Genomic DNA, 22,790 nt, shown 5'->3' with positions numbered 1-22,790 from the left:
GCATTCCTATTTTAGTCAAATTCCAGTTCCACCTGCTCATTACCTACCAAAGTCCGCAAATCTATCAATAAGCGGTCGGTGGGCGTCACGCGCCAGGTTGCGCCAAAACGCAGCTTGGCCCGCGCATCTTCCCGTTGATAGTAAAGATGCACTGGAATCGTCCCCGAGCGATGGGGTTCCAAAGACTGACGGAGACGGTTCAAAAGCTGGTCATCAATTTGCCTGTCCGTCAGCGAGATAGCAAGTCCGCGAGCGTATTTTTCACGGGCTTCACTGATATCCATTAGCTCGCGGGCGGTCATTTTAAGCCCGCCGCTAAAGTCATCAAAGCTGACCTGTCCACTGGCGATCAGGATACGGTCTTTTTCCAATAAATGCTGGTATTTTTCTAACGCATCGGTGAATAACATCACCTCCAGACGGCCAGAGCGGTCATCCAGAGTACAGATCCCGATGCGGTTACCGCGCTTGGTGACCATAACCCGCGAGGCGATCACCAGCCCAACGGCGGTGGTCATTTTGCCCCGATCCGTCGGGTGCATATCTTTCAAACGCTGGCCACCGGCGTAGCGTTCGATCTCCTTCAGGTACTGGGTGATTGGGTGGCCGGTGAGGTACAACCCCAACGTTTCCCGTTCACCGTCCAGCACCACCTGCTCCTGCCAGCGGGGCACGTTGGCGTAGGATTGCTCCACTTGCTCCGGCGCTTCCGCCAGTACGCCAAACATGTCCACCTGGCCGATCGCTTCGGCTTTGGCATGCTGATCTGCCGCTTTTAACGCATCGGGCAAAGAGTTCATCAATGCGGCGCGGTGTGGCCCAAGGCGGTCGAACGCCCCGGACATGATCAGCTTTTCCAGAATGCGGCGGTTAATTTTTTTGATGTCAGAGCGCGCGCACAGATCGAACAGGTCTTTAAAGTAGCCCTGTTCACCGCTGTTACGCGCCTCCAGAATGGCTTCAATCGGCCCTTCACCGACACCTTTGATGGCGCCGATACCGTAAACGATCTCGCCTTCATCGTTAACGTGGAAATGGTACTGGCCGCTGTTGATGTCCGGCGGCAGGATTTTCAGCCCCATACGCCAGCACTCATCCACCAGCCCCACCACCTTATCGGTGTTGTCCATATCGGCGGTCATTACCGCCGCCATAAACTCGGCCGGGTAGTGTGCCTTCAGCCACAGCGTCTGGTAGGACACCAGTGCATAGGCGGCGGAGTGCGACTTGTTGAAGCCATAACCGGCGAATTTCTCCACCAGATCGAAGATTTTTACCGACAGTTCGCCGTCGATGCCGCGTGCTTTTGCCCCATCCTCGAAACCGCCACGCTGCTTGGCCATTTCAACCGGGTTCTTTTTACCCATCGCACGGCGCAGCATGTCCGCGCCGCCCAGCGAATACCCGGCCAGCACCTGGGCAATCTGCATAACCTGTTCTTGATACAGGATAATGCCGTAGGTCGGCTCCAGCACCGGCTTGAGCGACTCATGCTGCCACTGGATATCCGGGTAGGAAATTTCTTCGCGGCCGTGCTTACGGTCGATAAAGTTATCTACCATGCCTGACTGCAGAGGACCAGGGCGGAACAGCGCCACCAGTGCGATCATGTCTTCGAAACAGTCGGGCTTCAGACGTTTGATCAAATCCTTCATGCCGCGCGATTCAAGCTGGAAGACCGCGGTGGTCTCCGAACGCTGCAGCATGTCGAAGCTTTTTTTGTCTTCGAGCGGGATGGCGGCGATATCAATCGGCTCCAGCCCGGTTTTGGCGCGCCGGGCGTTAATCATCTCCAACGCCCAGTCGATGATAGTCAGGGTACGCAAGCCGAGGAAGTCGAACTTCACCAGCCCGGCGTATTCCACGTCGTTCTTGTCGAACTGGGTAACAGGATGCTGCCCCTCGGCGTCACAATACAACGGCGCGAAGTCGGTGATTTTAGTCGGCGCGATCACCACGCCCCCGGCGTGTTTACCGGCGTTACGCGTTACCCCTTCCAGCTTGCGCGCCATGTCGATCAGCGCTTTGACTTCCTCATCGGCCTCGTAAATTTCCGGCAGTTGAGGTTCGGCGGCAAAGGCTTTTTCCAGCGTCATGCCCGGATCGGGCGGCACCAGTTTGGAGATGCGATCGACGAAGCCATAGGGGTGACCCAGCACGCGACCCACGTCGCGGATAACCGCTTTAGCCGCCATGGTACCGAAGGTGATGATTTGCGATACCGCCTCACGGCCGTACATATCCGCCACGTGCTCAATCACCAGATCGCGTTTTTCCATGCAGAAATCGACGTCGAAGTCGGGCATCGAAACACGTTCAGGGTTAAGGAAGCGTTCGAATAGCAGGTCAAATTCCAGCGGGTCAAGATCTGTGATTTTCAGTGCATAGGCTACTAAAGAACCGGCACCGGAACCACGCCCCGGGCCAACCGGCACATTGTTATCCTTCGACCACTGGATGAACTCCATCACGATCAGGAAGTAGCCCGGGAAGCCCATCTGGTTGATCACGTTCAGTTCAATATCCAGACGTTCATCGTATTCAGGGCGGCGTTGAGCGCGCACCTCTGGGTCTGGGAACAGGAACTCCAGTCGGTCTTCCAGCCCTTCCTTCGACTTGAGGATCAGGAAGTCCTCGGTGCTCATATCACCGGTCGGGAACTGCGGCAGGAAGTACTCGCCGAGGCGAATAGTCACGTTACAACGCTTGGCGATCTCTACGCTGTTGAGCAACGCTTCCGGGATGTCGGCAAACAGCTCGCACATCTCGTCTTCGTTACGCATGTATTGCTGCGCCGTATAGTTACGTGGGCGCTTGGGATCGTCCAGCGTGAAGCCGTCATGAATGGCGACGCGGATTTCGTGGGCGTCAAAGTCATCCTCGACCAGAAAGCGCACGTCGTTAGTGGCCACCACCGGCAATCCGCGTTCAGTGGCCAGCGCCACTGCGGCGTGCAGATAGTTTTCTTCGTCCGGCCGACCGGTACGGATCAGTTCGAGGTAATAGCTGTCAGGGAAGTATTGCTGATAGAACTCCAGGCACTGCTCCACCTGCGGCTGGTTGCCGCGCAGCAGAAACTTGCCGACGTCCCCCTGGCGCGCGCCAGAGAGCAAAATCAGCCCTTCACGGTGCTCAATCAACCAGTCCCGATCAATAGTCGGACCGGCGGCACCGTAACCACGCTGATAAGCGCGGGAAATCAGCAACGTCAGGTTTTGGTAACCTTCATTATTGGCGGCCAGCACGGTGAGCTGCGCCAGCTCATCGCCCAGCACTTCGCTTTGCACATGAAAATCCGCGCCGATGATCGGTTTGATCCCGGCGCCGTGCGCGCTGCCATAAAACTTCACCAGACCACACAGGTTGGTAAAGTCGGTAATTGCCAAAGCAGGCATGGCTAACGCGGCGGCTCTCTTCACCAACGGCCCAATCTTGGCCAATCCATCTATCATGGAGTAGTCGCTATGAACGCGCAGGTGAATAAAACGAGGTTCGGCCATATCCAGATACCTGAATCTAGGGGCTCAGCGGACTGAACCCGGGTTAACGCTATCGCTTGTCTGGCCCGGATAACCGGGCCTGCAGATTACAGCCCCAGCGCCCTTCTTACCGGGGCAAAACTGCGGCGGTGATGCTCGGTCGCACCCAGAGCGGCCAGCCGCTCCAGATGGAAGGCGGTCGGGTAGCCCTTATGCTGCGCAAAACCGTAATCGGGGAACACAAGATCCAACTCGGCCATTTCGCGGTCACGCGTTACCTTAGCCAGAATGGATGCCGCGCTAATTTCCGCCACGCGACTGTCTCCCTTCACGACCGCCTGCGAACGCATCGGCAATTTCGGGCAGCGATTACCGTCGATCAATACCATGTCCGGCGCGATATGCAAACCGGCCACAGCACGCTGCATCGCCAGCATAGTGGCATGCAGAATGTTCAGTTGGTCGATTTCTTCTGGCTCAGCGCGGCCCAGGCTCCAGGACAGCGCTTTCTCGACGATCTCGTTATACAGCGCCAGGCGGCGCTTCTCACTGAGCTTCTTCGAGTCCGCCAGGCCAACGATCGGCCGAGAGGGATCGAGGATCACCGCAGCGGTAACCACTGCGCCAACCAAAGGGCCACGGCCCACTTCGTCCACGCCTGCAATTAGCGTGGCGACAGGATAGATGAAGGGTTCAATCATGCTTTTGCCAGCTCCAACACAGCCTGAGCGGCCTGTTCATCGGCACCGCAACGGATGCTTTGGTGCAAGGTCAGGAAAGTCTGTTTCAGTTCGTCAGTTTGCGGGCCGTCTTCCAGCAGCGGCATTACCGCCGCCGCCAGCTTGTCCGGCACGCAGTCATGCTGCAGCAGTTCGGTGACGATTTCACGGCCTGCCAACAGGTTAGGCAGCGAAACATACGGCGTCTTCACTAGCCGCTGCGCCAGCCAGAAGGTGAACGGTTTCATGCGGTAACCCACCACCATCGGACATTTGGCCAGCATGCACTCCAGTGCGGCGGTACCTGAAGCCAGTAATGCCGCGTCGCTGGCAACCATCGCCTCACGCCCTTGGCCGTTCAGCAGATGAACCCGCAGCTCTGGCGCTACTTCAGCTTTGATCCGCTCGAACTGTTCGCGTCGTTTGGCGTTAACCAGCGGCACCACCAGCTCAAGGTCGGGATAACGGGTACGCAGCAACTGCGCCGTTTTCAGGAAATCGGCGCTCAGCATCTCAACTTCAGCGCTTCGGCTGCCCGGCAACAGGGCCAGACAACGCGCATCGGGTGCGATGCCCAACGTAGCGCGCGCAGCCAATTTGTCCGCCTGCAGCGGCATGGCATCAGCCATGGTGTGGCCGATAAACCGGCAGGGAACGTTAAAACGATCGTAAAACGCTTTTTCGAAAGGGAGAAACGCCAGCACCAGATCGGTGGCTTTGCCAATTTTGAAAACGCGCTTTTGACGCCAGGCCCAGACGGACGGGCTGACATAGTGAATGGTGCGAATGCCGCGTTGTTTCAGACGACCTTCCAGGGTGATATTGAAGTCCGGCGCGTCGATACCCACAAACACGTCCGGCTTCAGATCGCTGAACCGGCGGGTAAGATCCTTACGGATCTTTAACAGGCGTGGCAGGCGCTCAAGCACCTCGACCACGCCCATTACCGCCAGCTCTTCCATTTCGTACCAGGTTTCACAGCCTTCAGCCTGCATCAGCGGGCCGGCGACGCCAACAAAACGCGCGTCGGGGACTTGGGCCTTAAGCGCACGGATCAAACCGGCGCCAAGAATATCACCGGAGGTTTCTCCGGCGACCAATCCGATAGTCAATGGGCGATTTTGCATAGGTCAGCGAATGATACCGCGGGTTGAGCGGCCAAAGAAATCCAGGAACTGCTGCACCACCGGCTGCTCTTTTGCCAGGGTTTCGATTTCTGTTTTCGCTTCATCCAGCGTTTTCTCGCTGCGATAAAGGATCTTGTAGGCGTTACGGATTGCCTGCATTTGATCTTTATCGAAACCACGACGCTTCAGGCCCACGGCGTTAACGCCGAATGGCGTGGCGTGGTTACCCTGCGCGATGACAAAAGGAGGCACGTCTTGGGCAACACCGGAACAACCGCCCACCATCACGTGGGTGCCGATGATGCAGAACTGGTGGATAGCCGTCATGCCGCCAATAATGGCATGGTCGTCAATTTCCACATGCCCGGCAAGCGTAGCATTGTTCGCCAAGATACAGGAATTACCCACCACACAGTCGTGCGCAACGTGCACGTTAACCATCAGCAGGTTGTCATTACCTACCTTGGTCAACCCTGTGCCCTGCGCTGTGCCGCGATGAATGGTCACGCTTTCGCGAATGCGATTGCGATCGCCAATCTCGACACGCGTAGGTTCGCCCGCGTATTTCAGATCCTGATTCACTTCACCGATAGAGGCAAATTGATAGATCTGGTTGTCGCGACCGATTTTGGTCAGGCCATTCACCACAATGTGGGACTTCAGCACCGTGCCTTCGCCGATTTCCACCTGGGAGCCGACGTAACAGAAGGGACCGATGTGCGCGCCAGCGCCGATAACGGCACCTTCTTCAATAATCGCGCTAGGATGGATAAAGGCGGTTTTGTCGATCACGGATTAAGCCTCCCGGCTGCGCGCACACATCATGGTTGCTTCGCAGACAATTTTGCCGTCGACGGTTGCCACGCCTTTAAAGCGCGTCAGACCACGACGTGTTTTCTCAAAGGTGACTTCCATGATCATCTGATCACCAGGCACGACCGGGCGTTTGAAGCGGGCTTCATCGATACCGGCGAAGTAATACAGCTCGCCCGGTTCCAGTTTGCCGACGCTTTTAAACGCCAAAATACCGGTGGCCTGCGCCATGGCTTCCAGAATCAATACGCCTGGAAAAATCGGCTTACCAGGGAAGTGTCCCTGGAAAAACGGCTCATTTACAGATACGTTCTTCACCGCACGCAGGAATTTGTGCTCCTCAAACTCGAGGACGCGATCAACCAGCAAGAACGGGTAACGGTGAGGAAGCAACTCTAAAATTTCTGCAATATCCAGAGTATGAGTGTCAGTAGTCAAAATACTCTTCCTGTCTCTAAAAACTGATGGCATCAACAACACGGCCTGCGCTGACCCCAAAAGGAGATCATCATGCAGGCCGCAAATTAACAACTCTTTGCGCTTTTGGTCTCATGACCAACGCGTTTCGTTTTGTACCCAGTCAGGCGGGCGGTAGTGATTAGTCTTTTCCGACTTTTCGTTCGACAGCTTTTAAGCGCTTGCTAATCTCATCGATATTCATCACCAACGCAGCGGTTTTACGCCAAACTTTGTTGGGTTGTAACGGAATGCCCGAAGAGTATACCCCAGGTTCGGTGATTGGTCGCATAACCATTCCCATTCCGGTGACAACAACCTTGTCGGCGATCTCCATGTGACCATTGATCACGCTGGCTCCACCGATCTGGCAGTAGCGGCCGATTTTCAGGCTGCCCGCCATGATAACACCGCCGGCAACGGCAGTATTGTCGCCAATCACAACGTTATGTGCAATCTGGCATTGGTTGTCGATGATAACACCATTCCCGATCTGGGTGTTATCCAACGCGCCGCGGTCAATGGTGGTGCAAGCGCCGATTTCGACGCGATCGCCGATAATCACCGTGCCCAACTGAGGAATTTTAATCCAGTTGCCGCGTTCGTTGGCATAGCCGAAACCGTCAGCACCAATCACGGTGCCCGATTGGATCAGACATTGCTGACCGATCTCAACTTCATGATAAATTGTTACGTTAGCCCACAGACGCGTTCCTGCGCCAATGCGTGCACGTTTGCCGATAAAACAGCCCGGGCCGATAACCACGTTATCGCCAAGGACTGCGCCCGACTCGATCACCGCATTTGCTCCGATAGCCACGTTCTGCCCCAAGGTGGCTTCAGGGGAAATAACCGCGCTAGGGGCGATATCCTGGGCCGGAGAGGGAGTGGTGTCCATCAGTTGCGCCATGCGCGCGTAGGTCAGGTAAGGGTTTTTAACCACCAGCGCCGCAGAACGGCAGTGTGGTAAATCCGCCGCGGTAAGCACGACTGCGCTTGCCTGGCAGGAAGCCAGCTGCTCTTGATAGCGGCTGTTTGACAAAAACGTGATTTGGCCAGCCTGTGCCGAATGCATAGAAGCAATGCCGGTGATGACGAGATCGCCATCACCGTGCAATTGTGCATCCAACTGCTGTGCTAAATCAGCCAGTCGAATAGAAGGCATGTTGTTATTTAACCTGTTTCAGCACGTCAGCAGTAATGTCTTTAGAAGAACCTGCGTAGGCAACGGCGTTAGCATCGATCACTACGTCATAGCCTTCTTTGCTGGCAACAGATTTCACAGCGTCCTGAATACGGCTCAGGATTTTGTTACGCTCTTCCATCTGGCGACGACGGTTGTCCTGCTCAAAAGCCTGGGCTTTCTGAGAGAACTGCTCGCGCTGTGCCATCACGTCTTTTTCAAGCTTGCTGCGATCGCTGGCTTTCATGGTAGCGCCATCACGCTGCAGACGTTGCATTTTGGTCTGAAGGCTACGCTCCATGTTCTGAAGCTCACCCGCACGGCCTTTAAACTCGTTTTCCAGCTGTTTAGCTACGGTTTCACGAGCCGGCAACTGTTGGAAAATGCTGGAGACGTTAACTACAGCGATCTTATCTGCTGCCTGAACGCCAGCTGAAGCAGCCATTGCTAAACCGAGGCCTGCGGCACACAACCACTTTTTCACTATAAACTCCTTACCATCACCCATTTGTGCCATATGACACTTGAAGTACACAATCTGCCAGACTTATCCCGCAAAACAATGAGAATCATCTCTGTGTTTTGGCAGGCGCCTGGCATTTGCGATTCTTAATAACTGCTTATGCCCAGAAGCTCGACCTGTTACCAGGTCTTACCAATGTTAAATTGGAACTGTTCGGACTTGTCGCCTTCGTATTTCTTGATCGGGTTGGCATAAGAGAACACCAATGGCCCCAAAGGTGACATCCACTGCAAGGCGATACCGGCAGAAACGCGGATATTGCTCGCTTTACTGTAGTCCGGAATATCGTACATGCTGGTCTGAGAATTCTGCCAGTTGGTATCCCATACGGTACCCGCATCCATGAACAGGGAAGTACGCACTGAGTTTGCGTATTTCTCGCTGATGAATGGCGTTGGCGTAATCAGCTCCATACTGGCGACGGCCATGGCGTTACCACCGACCGCATCGTCCGAATTACAAATCGTCGCGCCATTGCTGCAGCTATACGAGTTGGAATTGTAGTACGCCGCTTTTGGACCGATGGTGTTCGAACCGAAACCACGCACGGTGCTGGAGCCGCCGGCGTAGAAGTTCTCGTAGAACGGCATCTCTTTGCCGCCCAGACCATCCGCATAACCCAGACGACCACGACCTAACAGCACCCAGGTGCGATCGTCGTTGATTGGGACGTATTGCACGCTGTCCAGCGTCAGTTTGTAGTATTCGTTATCCGATCCTGGAATGGTCACTTTACCATTCAGGGTGGTACGGTTACCCGACGTTGGGAAATAACCACGGTCCAGGTTGTTGTAGGTCCAACCCAGGTTCAGCGTGAAGTCATCCGCAGAGTAGCTGGCACGGTCAGTCTTGTTCGGATCCAGACCCATGGAGTCCAGATAACGCCACATGGCAACCTGCGGCTGCATGTTGGACAGGCCGTTATGCACGTAACCCAAACCGGTACGCAACGAGTTGTTTTCGTTGATCGGGAAGCCCAAGGTACCGTCTATGCCGTAACTCTTGTTGGTATAGTCGGACAGGTCCGCGTCATCCGCTTTAAAGTCGTTGTAGAAGATACGCCCACCCAAACTCACACCGTCAACGGTGAAGTACGGGTTGGTTACCGACAGTTCGGTATAGGTCTGGTAGTCGTTCTTGGTGCCGCTGATACCGACGGAATAACCGGTACCCAGCCAGTTGTCCTGCTGGACCCCCGCCTGGAAGCTCACGCCGCTCTCGGTGCCGTAGCCGACGCCGAAGTTGAAGGTACCGGTGTTACGCTCTTTCACTTTGTAAGTGACGTCTACCTGATCCGCAGTGCCAGGCACGCGCTGGGTTTCCACATCTACCGTTTCAAAATAACCCAAACGGTTCAGACGTTCTTTACCCTGCTCGACCTGAGCGTTGCCCAGCCACGCACCTTCCATCTGACGCATTTCACGGCGCAGTACGGAGTCTTTACTGGTGTCGTTGCCTTCGAACTTGATGCGACGCACGTAGAAACGGTTACCCGCATCAATGTTTACGTGCAGCTTCACGGTTTTATCCGCGTCGTTGATTTCAGGTTGCGTAGCAACACGCGGGTAGGCATAACCGTAACGGCCCAACATCGTTTTGATGTTGTCTTCCATTTTGGTCACTTTGCTGCCGTTATACAACTCACCCGGTTCAATCTTGGTCAACTGGGCGACTTCCGCCGAATGACCGGCCAGATTGCCGTTAACCATCACGCCGGTGAGCTTGTACTGCTCGCCTTCAGTGATATTGATGGTGATGTAGATGCCTTTTTTGTCCGGCGTCAGGCTGACCTGAGTCGAATCGATATTAAAGCGCGCGTAGCCGCGGTCCAGATAGAAACTGCGCAGGGTTTCAAGGTCACCCGCCAGCTTTTGTTTCTGGTATTTGCGATCGCCAACCAGGTTCCACCACGGCACTTCATCACGCAGTTGGAAGCGTGAAATCAGCTCATCGTTAGTGAAGGCATGGTTGCCGACAATGTTGATTTGTTGAATCTTGGCGGAAACCCCTTCCGTGAACACCAGTTTCAGGTCAACACGGTTACGCGGCAACGGCGTGACAACGGCTTTCACCGAGGCGCTGTATTTACCGACGCTGTAATAGAAGTCTTCCAGCCCTTTTTCAATGCTGGATATCGTGGTGCGGTCGAGCGCTTCGCCAACCCGAACGCCAGAGGCCTCCAGGTTTTGCTTGAGCATGTCATCCTTCACCGACTTGTTGCCGGAGAAAGTGATGCTGGCAATGGTAGGGCGTTCCTTAACCTGAACAATCAGCGTATTACCATCGCGCAGCACGCGAACGTCCTCGAAGTTGCCAGTGGCAAACAAGGCACGGATGGTATTACTGATATCATCGTCAGAGACGGTATCGCCTACGCGAACCGGCATGTTGAGTAACGCCGCACCGACGGCGACTCGCTGCAGGCCTTCGAAATGAATATCTTTCACTACGAACCCGTCTGCACCGTATACGGTGGCGCTGCCAAACAGCAGCGACGCTATGAGCAACTTTTTCATCGCCATCGTTGTTATGCGTTCTTCCTAACCTATCCCCGCCCCTAAAGGCGAGAAAAATCATTGAAAAGTGCAAGACCCATTAAAAGCACCAACACGATCGAACCTATGCGGTAACTGTAGTCCTGTACTCGCTCGGAAACCGGCCCACCCTTCAGCTTTTCTATCGCCAGGAAGAGGAGATGCCCACCATCTAACACCGGTAATGGGAACAGGTTGATGATACCCAGGTTGACACTGATCAACGCCAGGAACATCAGATAATACACTAACCCGACCCCGGCTGACGCCCCTGCTCCCTGTGCAATCGAAATCGGGCCACTCAGGTTGTTCAGCTTTACATCACCGGTTATTAATTTACCCAGCATTTTGACCGTGAGGCTCATTAGCTGCCAGGTCTTGTCCCCAGCCTGATACAGCGCTGGGAAAGGTCCATACTGGCGAATCGTTTTATACTCGTCCGGCAGCGGCAGCACTTTCGGAATGATGCCGGCGAAACCCACCGATTTGTCTTTTCCCACCGGCTTTGTATCCGGTATCAGCGTCAAAGACAAGGGGGCGCCGTTTCTTTCAATCTCTAAAACCAGCGGTTGCCCAGGGCCGTTGTGGATCCGTTTAACCAACGTTTGCCAACGACCCAATAGCTGACCGTCGACTTTAACGATCCTGTCCCCCGCTTGTAAACCCGCCTTTTGTGCCGCCGACCCCGGCTGCACTTCGGCAAGGACAGATTCTATCTGTGGGCCGCGCGGAATAATACCCAACGCCACCACGGGATCCTGTTTGTCCGGCTCGAAATTCCACTGGCGCAAATCCAGGGTTTTAGTCACCACCTGAGAAGAGCCAAACGGCGCGATACCCACTTCGGTTTCCGCGTCGCCGATCTTCGCCACCAGCGCCAGACGAACTGATTCCCAATCAGGCGTTTCGATACCGTCAACGGACTTAAGTTCCATTCCAGGCGAAATTTCAGCGTGGGCAGCAATCGACTGTGGCGATATTTCACCAATCACAGGACGGAAGCTGGGAACGCCGATAATAAATACCAGCCAGTAAGCAAGAATAGCAAACAGGAAGTTGGCGATAGGGCCGGCACTGACGATAGCGGCGCGTTGCCACACGGTTTTGTTGTTAAATGCCTGATGGCGGAATTCCGGTGCAACCGAATCAACCCGCTCATCGAGCATCTTCACGTAACCGCCCAGAGGGATCAGGGCAATCACGTACTCCGTCCCCTGACGGTCAGTACGGCGCCATAAGGCGCGGCCAAAGCCGATGGAAAAGCGTTCTACACGGACGCCGCAGCGACGGGCTACCCAAAAGTGCCCGAACTCGTGCACGGTGATCAAAACACCGAGTGCAATAAGAAATGCGACTAAGTTCCAGAGCACGCTACCCATAATCCCTTCACTCCCCGTCGTTGACGGATTAAAACACTAACAGCATCAGGCAGGCAAATACAGGCACTGCTGCGGTCAGGCTGTCGATACGATCCAGTATACCGCCATGACCCGGTATCAAATGACCACTGTCTTTGATACCCGCTTCGCGTTTGAACATGCTCTCGGTAAGATCGCCCAGCACGGAAGCCAGTGCGGCAATCACCGAACAAATCAGTAAGGTGGTCGGCACGATATTCAACGGGGCGTAACGGCCAAACAACCAGGATATCAGGGCCGAGGTAATCAAACCACCGATGAGCCCTTCCCAGGTTTTCCCCGGAGAAACTTTTGGCGCCAGCTTATGCTTGCCGAACAGCTTGCCGAACATGTAGGCGCCGGAATCCGCGCCCCAAACCAGCAACATCACATACAGCAGCCACCAGGCGCCGGTGAAGTGGTTTTGTTCATAGCCGAACTGACGCAACGACAGCATGCCCCAGAAGAACGGAACTATGGTCAGCAAACCAAAAATCAGACGTATTGGACGCGAATTACGCCACAGCGCGGCAGACCCCGGATAAAACAGCACCAGCAGCAGCGCCGCCAACCACCAGGCCAATGACAGCCACAGTGGCCCGCCTACCTGAGGCAGGTGAACCGACTGGTGGTAGGCCGGAATGCTGAGCATCATCAGCGCCAGCAGGAAGCCGCACAATATCGCCAGCCAGATGCGCTGCGAGCGGGAGGTAAAACCGGCCAGTTGGCCCCACTCCCAGGCTGCCAGCATGCACACAACCAGCGTTACCAGGGCAAAGCCCACCGGCGGCAGCAAGAACAACGCCGCGATAACCATCGGGATTAAAATCAGAGCCGTTATGAGGCGATACTTCAGCAAAAGTTCCCCCTAGGACGCATTGGCGCCGATAGGTGTTGTTCCCCCGAAGCGACGCTCGCGTTGTGCAAATGCATTCAGCGCACCTTCAAAGACAAGTTCATCAAAATCAGGCCAGAGTACATCAGTAAAGTAAAGTTCGGCATAAGCAATTTGCCACAGTAAGAAGTTACTGATGCGGTGTTCACCGCCCGTACGGATCACCAGATCCACCGGTGACAGATCGCTCATGCAGACCCGCTCACCCAGTAATTCTTCGCTAATTTGATCCGGACGCAGCGAACCGTCCTTCACCTGCTCAGCCAGTTCCCTTACTCCCTGAATAATATCCCAACGGCCGCCATAGTTGGCAGCAATGTTGAGCGTCAGGCCATCGTTATTTTCAGTCAGTTGCTCAGAGCGACGGATCCGCTCTTGCAAACGCGCGCTGAAACGGCTGATATCGCCGATCACCCGCAGTCTGACGTTATGTTTATGCAGGCTTTTTACTTCGCTGTCCAAGGCTCGGACGAAAAGCTCCATGAGGGCGGAGACTTCCTGCACCGGACGGTTCCAGTTCTCGCTGCTGAAGGCATAAAGCGTGAGCGCATCTAAATGGTTGTTGGCGGCAAAACTGACCGCGCGACGAACCGATTTCACCCCTGCTTTATGACCGAAGACACGTAACTTACCCTGACGTTTAGCCCAGCGCCCGTTACCGTCCATGATAATGGCAACATGCCGTGGCCCCAGAGTGGACGGATTAGCCTCTTGTTGATTTGCGGACGACATAACTCGTACTTATTTCCTCAATAGAAATACAACTGCCCTTCCGGAACATCAGGCCCTTACGCGCAAAAAAAGCCGTGTGCCCGACACGGCTTTTCAGTCTGCCTGGAGACAGTCGGTAATTTCCGCTGCTCCGTTGGCGTTCGAGATATCAATCGGGCCAGAATTCAACGGTATAACCGCTGACAAGTGGCGCAGACTATATCACCTCAGCCGGGCCTGAACAAACGGCCCCACTGCGGCACGCGTAATTTGCGAACAAAATAAGATAAATGCCGTTATCAGTTACGCAGTGATTTAACCAACCCAACTGCAACCTCACGTGCCTGGCGATCTATTTCTAAGACCGCATCAATGCAGGACGGTTCCTGCAGGGATAGCCGTTCGACCACTTTTTGGTTCACCGCCGCAATATCGGTAAAGCGAATCTGCTCCTGCAGGAACGCCGCCACGGCCACTTCGTTAGCCGCATTCAGTGCGGTGGTTGCCGCCTGCCCGGCGTCAAAGGCCTCGATGGCCAGATACAGGCAGGGATAACGTTCCCGTTCAGGTTCGGCAAAGGTCAGCGAGCCGATGCGACAAAAATCCAACGCTTCCACGCCAGAACTGACCCGCTGCGGGTAAGCCATAGCATGGGCGATCGGCGTGCGCATATCCGGCGTGCCCAACTGGGCCAGTACGCTGCCATCGGTGTAGCGCACCATCGAGTGGATCACCGACTGCGGATGCAGAATCACTTCCATTTGTTCAGCAGAGGCGTTAAACAGCCAGCGGGCCTCAATATATTCCAGTCCTTTGTTCATCATGGTGGCGGAATCCACCGAGATCTTGCGCCCCATCGACCAATTGGGATGGGCACAGGCCTGATCCGGCGTCATCGTGGCAAATTGTTCCAGTGGCGTGGTGCGGAACGGGCCGCCGGAACCGGTGAGCACGATGCGCGACACACCATGACTGTCTAATGAAGAGTATCCCAACTGACGCTGAATGCTCTCAGGCAAACTCTGAAAAATCGCGTTATGCTCGCTGTCCAGCGGCAGCAACTGCGTCTGACTTTTTTGCACCGCGTCCATAAACAGGCGCCCACAGGTCACCAGCGACTCTTTGTTCGCCAGCAGCACCTGCTTGCCTGCGCGAATTGCCGCCAGCGTTGGTAGCAACCCGGCAGCGCCGACGATGGCGGCGGTGACCTGATCAACGTCATCCAACGCCGCCAGTTCACAAGCGGCCTGCTCGCCCGCCATCACCTCGGTGGCAACGCCATTTTCCGCCAGCAGGATGCGCAGTTCACGCGCTGCGCCTTCGTCTGCCATCGCGGCATAGGTCGGACGAAATTCCATGCACTGCTGCGCCATAACCGCTACGTTGTGGCCGGCAACCAGCGCTTTAATCGCAAAACGGTCGGGGTTTTCCCTGACCACGGCCAGGGTACTGGTCCCCACTGAGCCGGTGGAGCCAAGAATAGTCAGTTGCTTCATGAGCTCACTCTGAATAACTGTCTGATGAGATCGGAGGTGCTCCAGTGTGTAACCTTCGCCACCGCTTGTCCATGATCAATCAGCACGATGAAACGGGATCTGCGCCACAAAAAACAAAGCGCCGCCCAGGCGACGCTTTTTTTCTGCGCGATGCTGATTAGAATTCCATCAGCTCTTTTTCTTTGTCCGCCAGCGCGGCATCGAGCAGCTTGATGTAGGCGTCGGTCATTTTCTGAATGTCGTCCTGAGAACGACGATCTTCGTCTTCGCTGATTTCTTTGTCTTTCAGCAACGCCTTCACTTTGTCGTTGGCGTCACGGCGCACGTTACGTACGGCAACACGACCCTGCTCGGCTTCACCGCGCACCACTTTGATCAGGTCTTTACGGCGCTCTTCGGTCAACGGAGGCAGCGGAACACGGATCACGCTGCCGGCTGAGCTTGGGTTCAGGCCCAGATCAGACGCCATGATGGCCTTTTCTACCGCTGAACCCAGGGAGCGATCAAACAGGTTGATTGCCAGGGTACGGGAGTCTTCTACGGTCACGTTAGCCAACTGACGCAGCGGCGTTGCAGAACCATAGTATTCCACCATGATGCCGTCCAGGATGCTTGGAGAAGCACGGCCGGTACGGATTTTGCTGATTTGGTTTTTGAATGCTTCTACGCTTTTTTCCATGCGTGAATCAGCATCTTTTCTGATTTCATTAATCACGTTGCAAACCCTTGGAAGCTGGAGACTTGGCAGGCCATACCACAGTATAGCCCGTGAATTTTACTCAAGGAGAGCGCATAACGCACCACGTTACCCGCTCCCGCTAAATTGGGCAGAACAGCCTTATTTGCTGATCAGCGTGCCTTCGTTCTCACCCATCACCACCCGGCGCAACGCACCTGGCTTGTTCATGTTGAATACGCGAATCGGCAGACCGTGATCGCGGGCCAGCGTAAACGCCGCCAGATCCATCACTTTCAGCTCGCGCTCCAGTACATCTTGATAGGTGATATGTTCGTACAGCGTTGCATCCGGATTTTTAACCGGATCAGCGGAGTATACACCATCCACTTTAGTCGCTTTCAATACCACGTCCGCTTCGATCTCGATCCCGCGCAGACACGCAGCAGAATCGGTGGTGAAGAACGGGTTGCCGGTACCGGCGGAGAAGATCACCACGCGGTTATTACGCAGCAGGCTGATCGCCTCGGCCCAGCTGTAGTTGTCGCACACGCCGTTCAACGGAATGGCTGACATCAGGCGGGCGTTCACATAGGCACGGTGCAGTGCATCACGCATAGCCAGGCCGTTCATCACGGTAGCCAGCATTCCCATGTGGTCGCCCACTACGCGGTTCATGCCGGCCTGCGCCAGGCCCGCGCCGCGGAACAGGTTACCGCCGCCAATAACTACACCGACCTGAATTCCCAGTTCGACCAGCTCTTTAACTTCCTGAGCCATGCGATCCAAAACGCTAGCGTCGATACCAAAACCTTCTGCGCCTTGCAGGGCTTCGCCACTCAGTTTGAGCAGAATACGCTGATATACGGGTTTTGCATTGGTTGCCATGGTGTTCTGTCCTAAGAAGCAGTATTAGTATTGGGGATTTCAGCCGATGAAGTGCGCCTGTGATGAGTATATTGCCACAGGGCCTGCCACCGGTGTAATTCTGGCTGGATAAAATGGAACCGCCTGACGGCGGCTCCATTATACCCTTCATCTTTCACGTTGCCGCTGCGTTGGCTGCCTTCACTTACCCCAAGTCACCTGGTGAACCAGGCTCCTGGGAGTTCGCTCAGTTGCCGCCTTGCCGCACCGCGAAATCTATCGGGTATACAGTCATTAAGACTGCTTGCTCATTGCAGCAACTTCAGCAGCAAAGTCATTTGCCGCTTTTTCGATGCCTTCGCCCACTTCGAAGCGGATGAAGTTAACGACGTCAGCGTTGTGCTCTTTCAGCACCTGGCCAACGGTTTTGCTTGGTTCGATAACGAAAGGCTGACCGGTCAGAGAAACTTCGCCGGTGAATTTCTTCATGCGGCCTTCAACCATTTTCTCAGCGATTTCTTTCGGCTTGCCAGACTGCATGGCGATGTCCAGCTGAACCTGGTACTCTTTTTCTACCACTTCAGCAGACACATCTTCAGGCTTAACGAATTCTGGCTTGCTCGCCGCAACGTGCATGGCGATTTGCTTAACCAGCTCTTCGTCAGCGCCTTTAGCCGCGATCAGAACGCCGATACGTGCGCCGTGCAGGTAGCTGCCCAGCACTTCGCCTTCCAGGGAAGCCACGCGACGGATGTTGATGTTTTCACCGATTTTGGCAACCAGCGCTACACGTTCTTCTTCGAACTGTGCTTTCAACACTTCAACGTCAGTGATTTTGCCTGCAACAGCAGCGTCCAGCACTTTGTCAGCGAATGCCTGGAAACCGGCATCTTTAGCAACGAAGTCAGTCTGGCAGTTTACTTCCAGGATCACGCCGTAGTTGCCTTCGATCTTGGTTTTGATCACGCCGTCAGCAGCTACGTTGCCTGCTTTTTTCGCCGCTTTGATCGCGCCAGATTTACGCATGTTTTCGATTGCCAGCTCGATGTCGCCGTTAGATTCGACCAGAGCTTTTTTGCAATCCATCATGCCAGCGCCAGTACGCTCGCGCAGTTCTTTTACCAGAGCAGCGGTAATATCAGCCATTTCTTTTTCCTCGGTTATCTCACGTAGAGACAGTTCTCATTCAGATAAGCAAAGGGGGCCAATAAAGGCCCCCCTAACCAACATATTCAATACCTGGTTAATAAGGGCTCAGTGACGAGCTTGCCTTATTATTCAGCTTCTACGAAGCTTTCTTCCGCTTGAACGGCCAGATCTTGAGAACGACCTTCACGGACGGCGGCAGCAACGGCAGTCAGGTACAATTTGATTGCACGGATTGCATCGTCGTTACCAGGGATGATGAAGTCAACGCCGTCTGGATCGGAGTTGGTATCAACGATAGAGAATACCGGGATACCCAGGTTGTTGGCTTCTTTGATCGCGATGTGTTCGTGATCGGCATCGATAACGAACAGAGCGTCAGGCAGACCACCCATGTCTTTGATACCACCCAGGGAGTTTTCCAGCTTGGCCAGTTCGCGAGTACGCATCAGCGCCTCTTTCTTGGTCAGCTTGTCGAAGGTGCCATCTTGAGACTGGATTTCCAGATCTTTCAAACGTTTGATTGACTGACGAACGGTTTTCCAGTTAGTCAGCATGCCGCCCAACCAGCGATGGTTCACGAAGAACTGATCGCAGGTGTTAGCATATTCTTTTACCGCTTCGCTTGCTGCGCGCTTAGTACCAACGAACAGGATCTTACCTTTACGGGAAGAGATCTTGGTCAGTTCAGCCAGTGCTGCGTTGGCCATTGGTACAGTTTTTTCCAGGTTGATGATGTGAACCTTGTTACGTGCGCCGAAGATGAAAGGCTTCATTTTCGGGTTCCAGTAACGGGTCTGGTGACCAAAGTGTACACCAGCCTGGAGCATGTCGCGCATGGAAACAGTTGCCATGATTAAACCTCTATAGAGTGAGTTGGGGTTATGCCTCCACGTATCCCATAACGCCGACCCTGGCGGTGATAAATCACCTCAGGGCACCCCGGCGGATGTGCCGATACGTGTGTGTTATTTACACAATGTGAGTGCAGTTAAAGTATTTTCGGCCTTTCCCGTCCTTATCGCAAGGACCAAGACGCGGATCTGCCGGCGCGCTTTATACCATAAACCCACCCCGGACACCAACTTTTGTTGCCACAGTCGTCATCGTCGAGAAATCAAATTTGGCAGCCTCAGGCCGGACTGATACCATAAGAGACTGCTTCTTATTATTTCTTTCTGTTGTCGGCGAGCACGACACCTGCGGACGAATTTCATGGCAATCTCAATTAAAACACCTGATGACATCCAAAAAATGCGCGTGGCCGGCCGTCTGGCTGCCGAAGTGCTGGAAATCATCGAGCCGCACGTCAAGCCTGGCGTGACCACCGGCGAACTCGATCGTATCTGTCACGACCACATCACCAACAAGCAGCAGGCGATTTCCGCCTGTCTGGGCTACCACGGTTTCCCGAAATCCGTGTGCATCTCGGTTAATGAAGTGGTCTGCCACGGCATTCCGAGCGATGACAAGGTTCTGAAGGACGGCGACATCGTGAATATCGACGTTACCGTGATCAAAGAGGGTTTCCACGGTGACACATCCAAGATGTTCATCGTCGGCAAACCGACCATTCTGGGCGAGCGTCTGTGCCGCATCACGCAGGAAAGCCTTTATCTGTCGCTGAAAATGGTGAAGCCTGGCATCCGCCTGCGCACGCTGGGTAAAGAGATCCAGAAATTCGTTGAAGCCGAAAACTTTTCCGTGGTGCGCGAATACTGTGGCCACGGCATTGGCGAAGTGTTCCACGAAGAACCGCAGGTGCTGCACTATGATGCCGACGACGGCGGTGTGGTACTGCAACCTGGCATGGCCTTCACCATCGAGCCAATGGTCAATGCCGGTGATTACCGCATCCGCACCATGAAAGACGGCTGGACGGTAAAAACTAAGGATCGCAGCTTGTCGGCGCAGTATGAGCATACTATTGTGGTCACAGATAACGGCTGCGAGATAATGACGTTGCGCAAGGATGACACCATCCCCAACATCATTACGCACGAGATGTAAGCGCCGCGGCGTATTGCCGCGATGCATGATGTCACAGGCCGGCTTTTGCCGGCCTTTTTTATGGGCTGCGTACTATGTCTGAAAACTTTCGCCAACAAGACACCTCGGTCATTCCACGACAGGCCGTGCCGGAGCAGCCTGAATATCCCAACGCCTATGGCGATGAGGAGCTCAACTGCGTCGCGCTGAAACAGCGCCTCGAACAGTTCCAACTGTGGCTGGCAGAAGCGTTCAATGCCGGCTCCAGCGCCGAAAGCCTGGTCGCCGCCCGCAGCGACTTTATCGATCGCCTGCTGCGTCGCCTGTGGGTGTTCTACGGTTTCGAAGATATCCCGGAAACCGCTTTGGTGGCGGTCGGCGGTTATGGCCGTGGCGAATTGCACCCGCTTTCGGACATTGACGTGCTGGTGCTGAGCCAGCGCCGGCTGAATGAACAGCAATCCCAGCGCGTGGGGGAGTTTATCACCCTGCTGTGGGATCTTAAGCTGGAAGTGGGCCACAGCGTACGTACGCTGGAAGAGTGCTTGTTGGAGGGTCTGGCGGATCTGACCGTCGCCACCAACCTGATTGAATCACGCATGATCTGCGGCGATGTGGCCTTGTTCCTGCAAATGCAAAAGCACATTTTCAGCGACGGCTTCTGGCCCTCCCCCCAATTTTTCCACGCCAAGTTGGTCGAACAGCAAGAGCGCCACCAACGCTACCACGGCACCAGCTACAATCTGGAGCCGGACATCAAGAGCAGCCCCGGTGGCCTGCGGGACATTCACACCCTGCTGTGGGTAGCGCGCCGTCACTTCGGCGCCACTTCGCTGGACGAAATGGTCGGCTTTGGTTTTCTGACCCAGGCCGAACGCAACGAGCTTAACGAATGCCAAAGCTTCCTGTGGCGCATTCGCTTCGCGCTGCATCTGGTGTTGCCCCGCTACGATAACCGACTGCTGTTCGATCGCCAGCTTAACGTGGCGCAGTTGCTGCGTTATGAGGGGGAAGGCAACGAGCCGGTCGAGCGCATGATGAAAGATTTTTATCGCATGACCCGCCGCGTCGGCGAACTGAACCACATGCTGCTGCAACTGTTCGATGAGGCGATTCTGGCGCTGGACGCCACGGAAAAACCCCGGCCGTTGAACGAAGATTTTCAACTGCGTGGCGACCTGATCGACCTGCGTGACGAAACGCTGTTTATTCGTCAGCCGGAATCGATCATGCGGATGTTCTACCTGATGGTGCGCAACCGCGAAATCAAAGGCATTTACTCCACCACCGTCCGCCAGTTGCGTCATGCGCGCCGCCATCTGAAACAGCCGCTGTGCACCATTGCGGAAGCACGCGATCTGTTTATGGCCATCCTGCGTCACCCAGGTGCCGTTTCGCGGGCGCTGGTGCCGATGCACCGCCACAGCGTACTGTGGGCCTATATGCCGCAGTGGGGCAAAATTGTCGGGCAAATGCAGTTCGACCTGTTTCATGCCTACACCGTCGACGAACACACCGTTCGCGTCCTGCAAAAACTGGAAAGCTTTGCCGATGCCGAAACACGGCCACGTCACCCGCTGTGCGTTGAGCTGTATCCGCGCCTGCCGAACCCTGAACTTCTGCTGCTGGCGGCGCTGTTCCACGATATCGCCAAAGGCCGCGGCGGCGACCACTCGATCCTCGGCGCGCAGGACGCGTTGGAGTTCGCCGAGCTGCACGGTTTGAATTCCCGTGAGTCTCAACTGGTGGCCTGGCTGGTTCGCTGCCATTTACTGATGTCGGTCACCGCCCAACGGCGCGACATTCAGGATCCGACGGTGATTCAGCAGTTTAGCGCCGAAGTGCAGAGTGAAACCCGCCTGCGTTATCTGGTTTGCCTGACCGTAGCGGACATCTGCGCCACCAACGAGACCCTGTGGAACAGCTGGAAACAGAGCCTGTTGCGTGAGCTCTATTTCGCCACCGAAAAGCAGCTGCGCCGCGGCATGCAGAACAGCCCTGATTTGCGCGAACGCGTGCGTCACCACCGCCTGCAAGCGCTGGCGCTGCTGCGCATGGACAATATCGACGAAGAAGCGCTGCACCGTATCTGGAGCCGCTGTCGTGCCGATTACTTCCTGCGCCATTCGCCGAACCAATTGGCCTGGCACGCACGCCATCTGCTGGCCCATGACTCCACCCAGCCTCTGGTGCTGGTCAGCCGCCAGGCGACACGCGGCGGCACCGAGATTTTCATCTGGAGTCCGGATCGCCCATACCTGTTTGCCGCCGTGGCCGGCGAGATGGATCGTCGCAACCTGAGCGTGCACGACGCACAGATCTTCACTAATCGCGACGGCATGGCGATGGATACCTTTATCGTACTGGAGCCGGATGGCAGCCCGCTGGCGCAGGACCGCCATGCGGCGATCCGCCATGCGTTGGTGCAGGCCATTACCCAGCGGGAATATCAGCCGCCGCGCGTGCGCAGGCCGTCCTCCAAGCTGCGTCATTTCAGCGTGCCGACCGAAGTCAGCTTCCTGCCAACCCATACCGACCGCCGCAGCTATCTGGAACTGACCGCGCTCGATCAGCCAGGCCTGCTGGCCCGGGTAGGCGAAGTGTTCGCCGATCTCGGTTTGTCACTGCATGGCGCGCGCATCTCCACCATCGGCGAGCGGGTTGAGGATTTATTTATTCTGGCCGACAGCGATCGACGCGCCCTTAACCCGGAAACGCGCAGAAAGTTGGAACAACGGTTGACAGAGGCCCTCAATCCAAACGATAAATTGTGATACAA

The 22,790-nt window shown here is 55.3% G+C and carries 18 protein-coding genes; 2 read left to right on the top strand and 16 right to left on the bottom strand.

Annotated elements, in window-relative coordinates; translation table 11 throughout:
* Positions 1 to 11: 11 nt before the first annotated feature.
* The 16 genes from dnaE to rpsB form a co-directional block, all read right to left on the bottom strand.
* Positions 12 to 3,500: a DNA polymerase III subunit alpha gene (gene dnaE, locus M2407_RS16125; protein ID WP_020828352.1), complete on the bottom strand. Its 3,489-nt coding sequence runs from the start codon at positions 3,498 to 3,500 to the stop codon at positions 12 to 14.
* Between the two features lie 86 nt (positions 3,501 to 3,586).
* A complete protein-coding gene (gene rnhB, locus M2407_RS16120) occupies positions 3,587 to 4,180 on the bottom strand; it encodes a ribonuclease HII (protein ID WP_259218590.1) in 594 nt (197 codons plus the stop codon).
* Positions 4,177 to 5,325 carry a lipid-A-disaccharide synthase gene (gene lpxB / locus M2407_RS16115; protein WP_044553119.1) on the bottom strand — a complete coding sequence of 383 codons (1,149 nt, stop codon included), beginning with the start codon at positions 5,323 to 5,325 and terminating at the stop codon, positions 4,177 to 4,179. The genes rnhB and lpxB overlap by 4 nt, the downstream gene beginning before the upstream one ends.
* Positions 5,326 to 5,328: 3 nt before the next feature.
* Positions 5,329 to 6,117 carry an acyl-ACP--UDP-N-acetylglucosamine O-acyltransferase gene (gene lpxA / locus M2407_RS16110; protein ID WP_020828355.1) on the bottom strand — a complete coding sequence of 263 codons (789 nt, stop codon included), beginning with the start codon at positions 6,115 to 6,117 and terminating at the stop codon, positions 5,329 to 5,331.
* 3 nt (positions 6,118 to 6,120) lie between these two features.
* Positions 6,121 to 6,576, bottom strand: coding sequence for a 3-hydroxyacyl-ACP dehydratase FabZ (gene fabZ / locus M2407_RS16105; RefSeq protein WP_017893789.1), 456 nt, complete (start codon positions 6,574 to 6,576; stop codon positions 6,121 to 6,123).
* A 160-nt stretch (positions 6,577 to 6,736) separates the two neighbouring features.
* Positions 6,737 to 7,759, bottom strand: coding sequence for a UDP-3-O-(3-hydroxymyristoyl)glucosamine N-acyltransferase (gene lpxD / locus M2407_RS16100; RefSeq protein ID WP_259218589.1), 1,023 nt, complete (start codon positions 7,757 to 7,759; stop codon positions 6,737 to 6,739).
* A gap of 4 nt (positions 7,760 to 7,763) precedes the next feature.
* Entirely contained in the window at positions 7,764 to 8,261 is a 498-nt protein-coding gene (skp, locus tag M2407_RS16095; protein WP_020828357.1) for a molecular chaperone Skp, read from the bottom strand.
* A 158-nt stretch (positions 8,262 to 8,419) separates the two neighbouring features.
* Positions 8,420 to 10,822, bottom strand: coding sequence for an outer membrane protein assembly factor BamA (gene bamA, locus M2407_RS16090; RefSeq protein ID WP_122080076.1), 2,403 nt, complete (start codon positions 10,820 to 10,822; stop codon positions 8,420 to 8,422).
* A gap of 35 nt (positions 10,823 to 10,857) precedes the next feature.
* Positions 10,858 to 12,213 carry a sigma E protease regulator RseP gene (gene rseP / locus M2407_RS16085; RefSeq protein ID WP_130016976.1) on the bottom strand — a complete coding sequence of 452 codons (1,356 nt, stop codon included), beginning with the start codon at positions 12,211 to 12,213 and terminating at the stop codon, positions 10,858 to 10,860.
* Between the two features lie 28 nt (positions 12,214 to 12,241).
* Complete coding sequence (gene cdsA, locus M2407_RS16080) at positions 12,242 to 13,090, bottom strand: phosphatidate cytidylyltransferase (RefSeq protein ID WP_259218586.1); 849 nt, start codon at positions 13,088 to 13,090, stop codon at positions 12,242 to 12,244.
* Positions 13,091 to 13,099: 9 nt separating this feature from the next.
* Positions 13,100 to 13,858 (bottom strand): (2E,6E)-farnesyl-diphosphate-specific ditrans,polycis-undecaprenyl-diphosphate synthase, encoded by a 759-nt coding sequence (ispU, locus tag M2407_RS16075; RefSeq protein WP_020828361.1) that lies wholly within the window; start codon positions 13,856 to 13,858, stop codon positions 13,100 to 13,102.
* A 278-nt stretch (positions 13,859 to 14,136) separates the two neighbouring features.
* Positions 14,137 to 15,333 carry a 1-deoxy-D-xylulose-5-phosphate reductoisomerase gene (ispC, locus tag M2407_RS16070; RefSeq protein ID WP_046372774.1) on the bottom strand — a complete coding sequence of 399 codons (1,197 nt, stop codon included), beginning with the start codon at positions 15,331 to 15,333 and terminating at the stop codon, positions 14,137 to 14,139.
* Positions 15,334 to 15,490: 157 nt separating this feature from the next.
* Positions 15,491 to 16,048 (bottom strand): ribosome recycling factor, encoded by a 558-nt coding sequence (gene frr / locus M2407_RS16065; RefSeq protein WP_020828363.1) that lies wholly within the window; start codon positions 16,046 to 16,048, stop codon positions 15,491 to 15,493.
* 123 nt (positions 16,049 to 16,171) lie between these two features.
* Positions 16,172 to 16,897 carry a UMP kinase gene (gene pyrH, locus M2407_RS16060; protein ID WP_004952223.1) on the bottom strand — a complete coding sequence of 242 codons (726 nt, stop codon included), beginning with the start codon at positions 16,895 to 16,897 and terminating at the stop codon, positions 16,172 to 16,174.
* A gap of 273 nt (positions 16,898 to 17,170) precedes the next feature.
* Entirely contained in the window at positions 17,171 to 18,022 is an 852-nt protein-coding gene (tsf, locus tag M2407_RS16055) for a translation elongation factor Ts (RefSeq protein WP_020828364.1), read from the bottom strand.
* A 128-nt stretch (positions 18,023 to 18,150) separates the two neighbouring features.
* Entirely contained in the window at positions 18,151 to 18,876 is a 726-nt protein-coding gene (rpsB, locus tag M2407_RS16050) for a 30S ribosomal protein S2 (RefSeq protein ID WP_020828365.1), read from the bottom strand.
* Positions 18,877 to 19,237: 361 nt separating this feature from the next.
* On the opposite strand from rpsB, the gene map reads away from it, so the two are divergent.
* Positions 19,238 to 20,032 carry a type I methionyl aminopeptidase gene (gene map / locus M2407_RS16045; protein WP_020828366.1) on the top strand — a complete coding sequence of 265 codons (795 nt, stop codon included), beginning with the start codon at positions 19,238 to 19,240 and terminating at the stop codon, positions 20,030 to 20,032.
* Between the two features lie 74 nt (positions 20,033 to 20,106).
* On the top strand, positions 20,107 to 22,785 hold the full coding sequence (glnD, locus tag M2407_RS16040; RefSeq protein WP_176984336.1) for a bifunctional uridylyltransferase/uridylyl-removing protein GlnD: 2,679 nt from the start codon (positions 20,107 to 20,109) through the stop codon (positions 22,783 to 22,785).
* Positions 22,786 to 22,790 lie beyond the last annotated feature (5 nt).

The sequence above is a fragment of the Serratia sp. BIGb0234 genome (genome assembly GCF_024809915.1).
Classification (GTDB): Bacteria; Pseudomonadota; Gammaproteobacteria; order Enterobacterales; family Enterobacteriaceae; genus Serratia; species Serratia liquefaciens.
The sequence above is the reverse complement of the archived record's forward strand: the minus strand, read 5'-3'. Positions and strand labels throughout refer to the sequence as shown.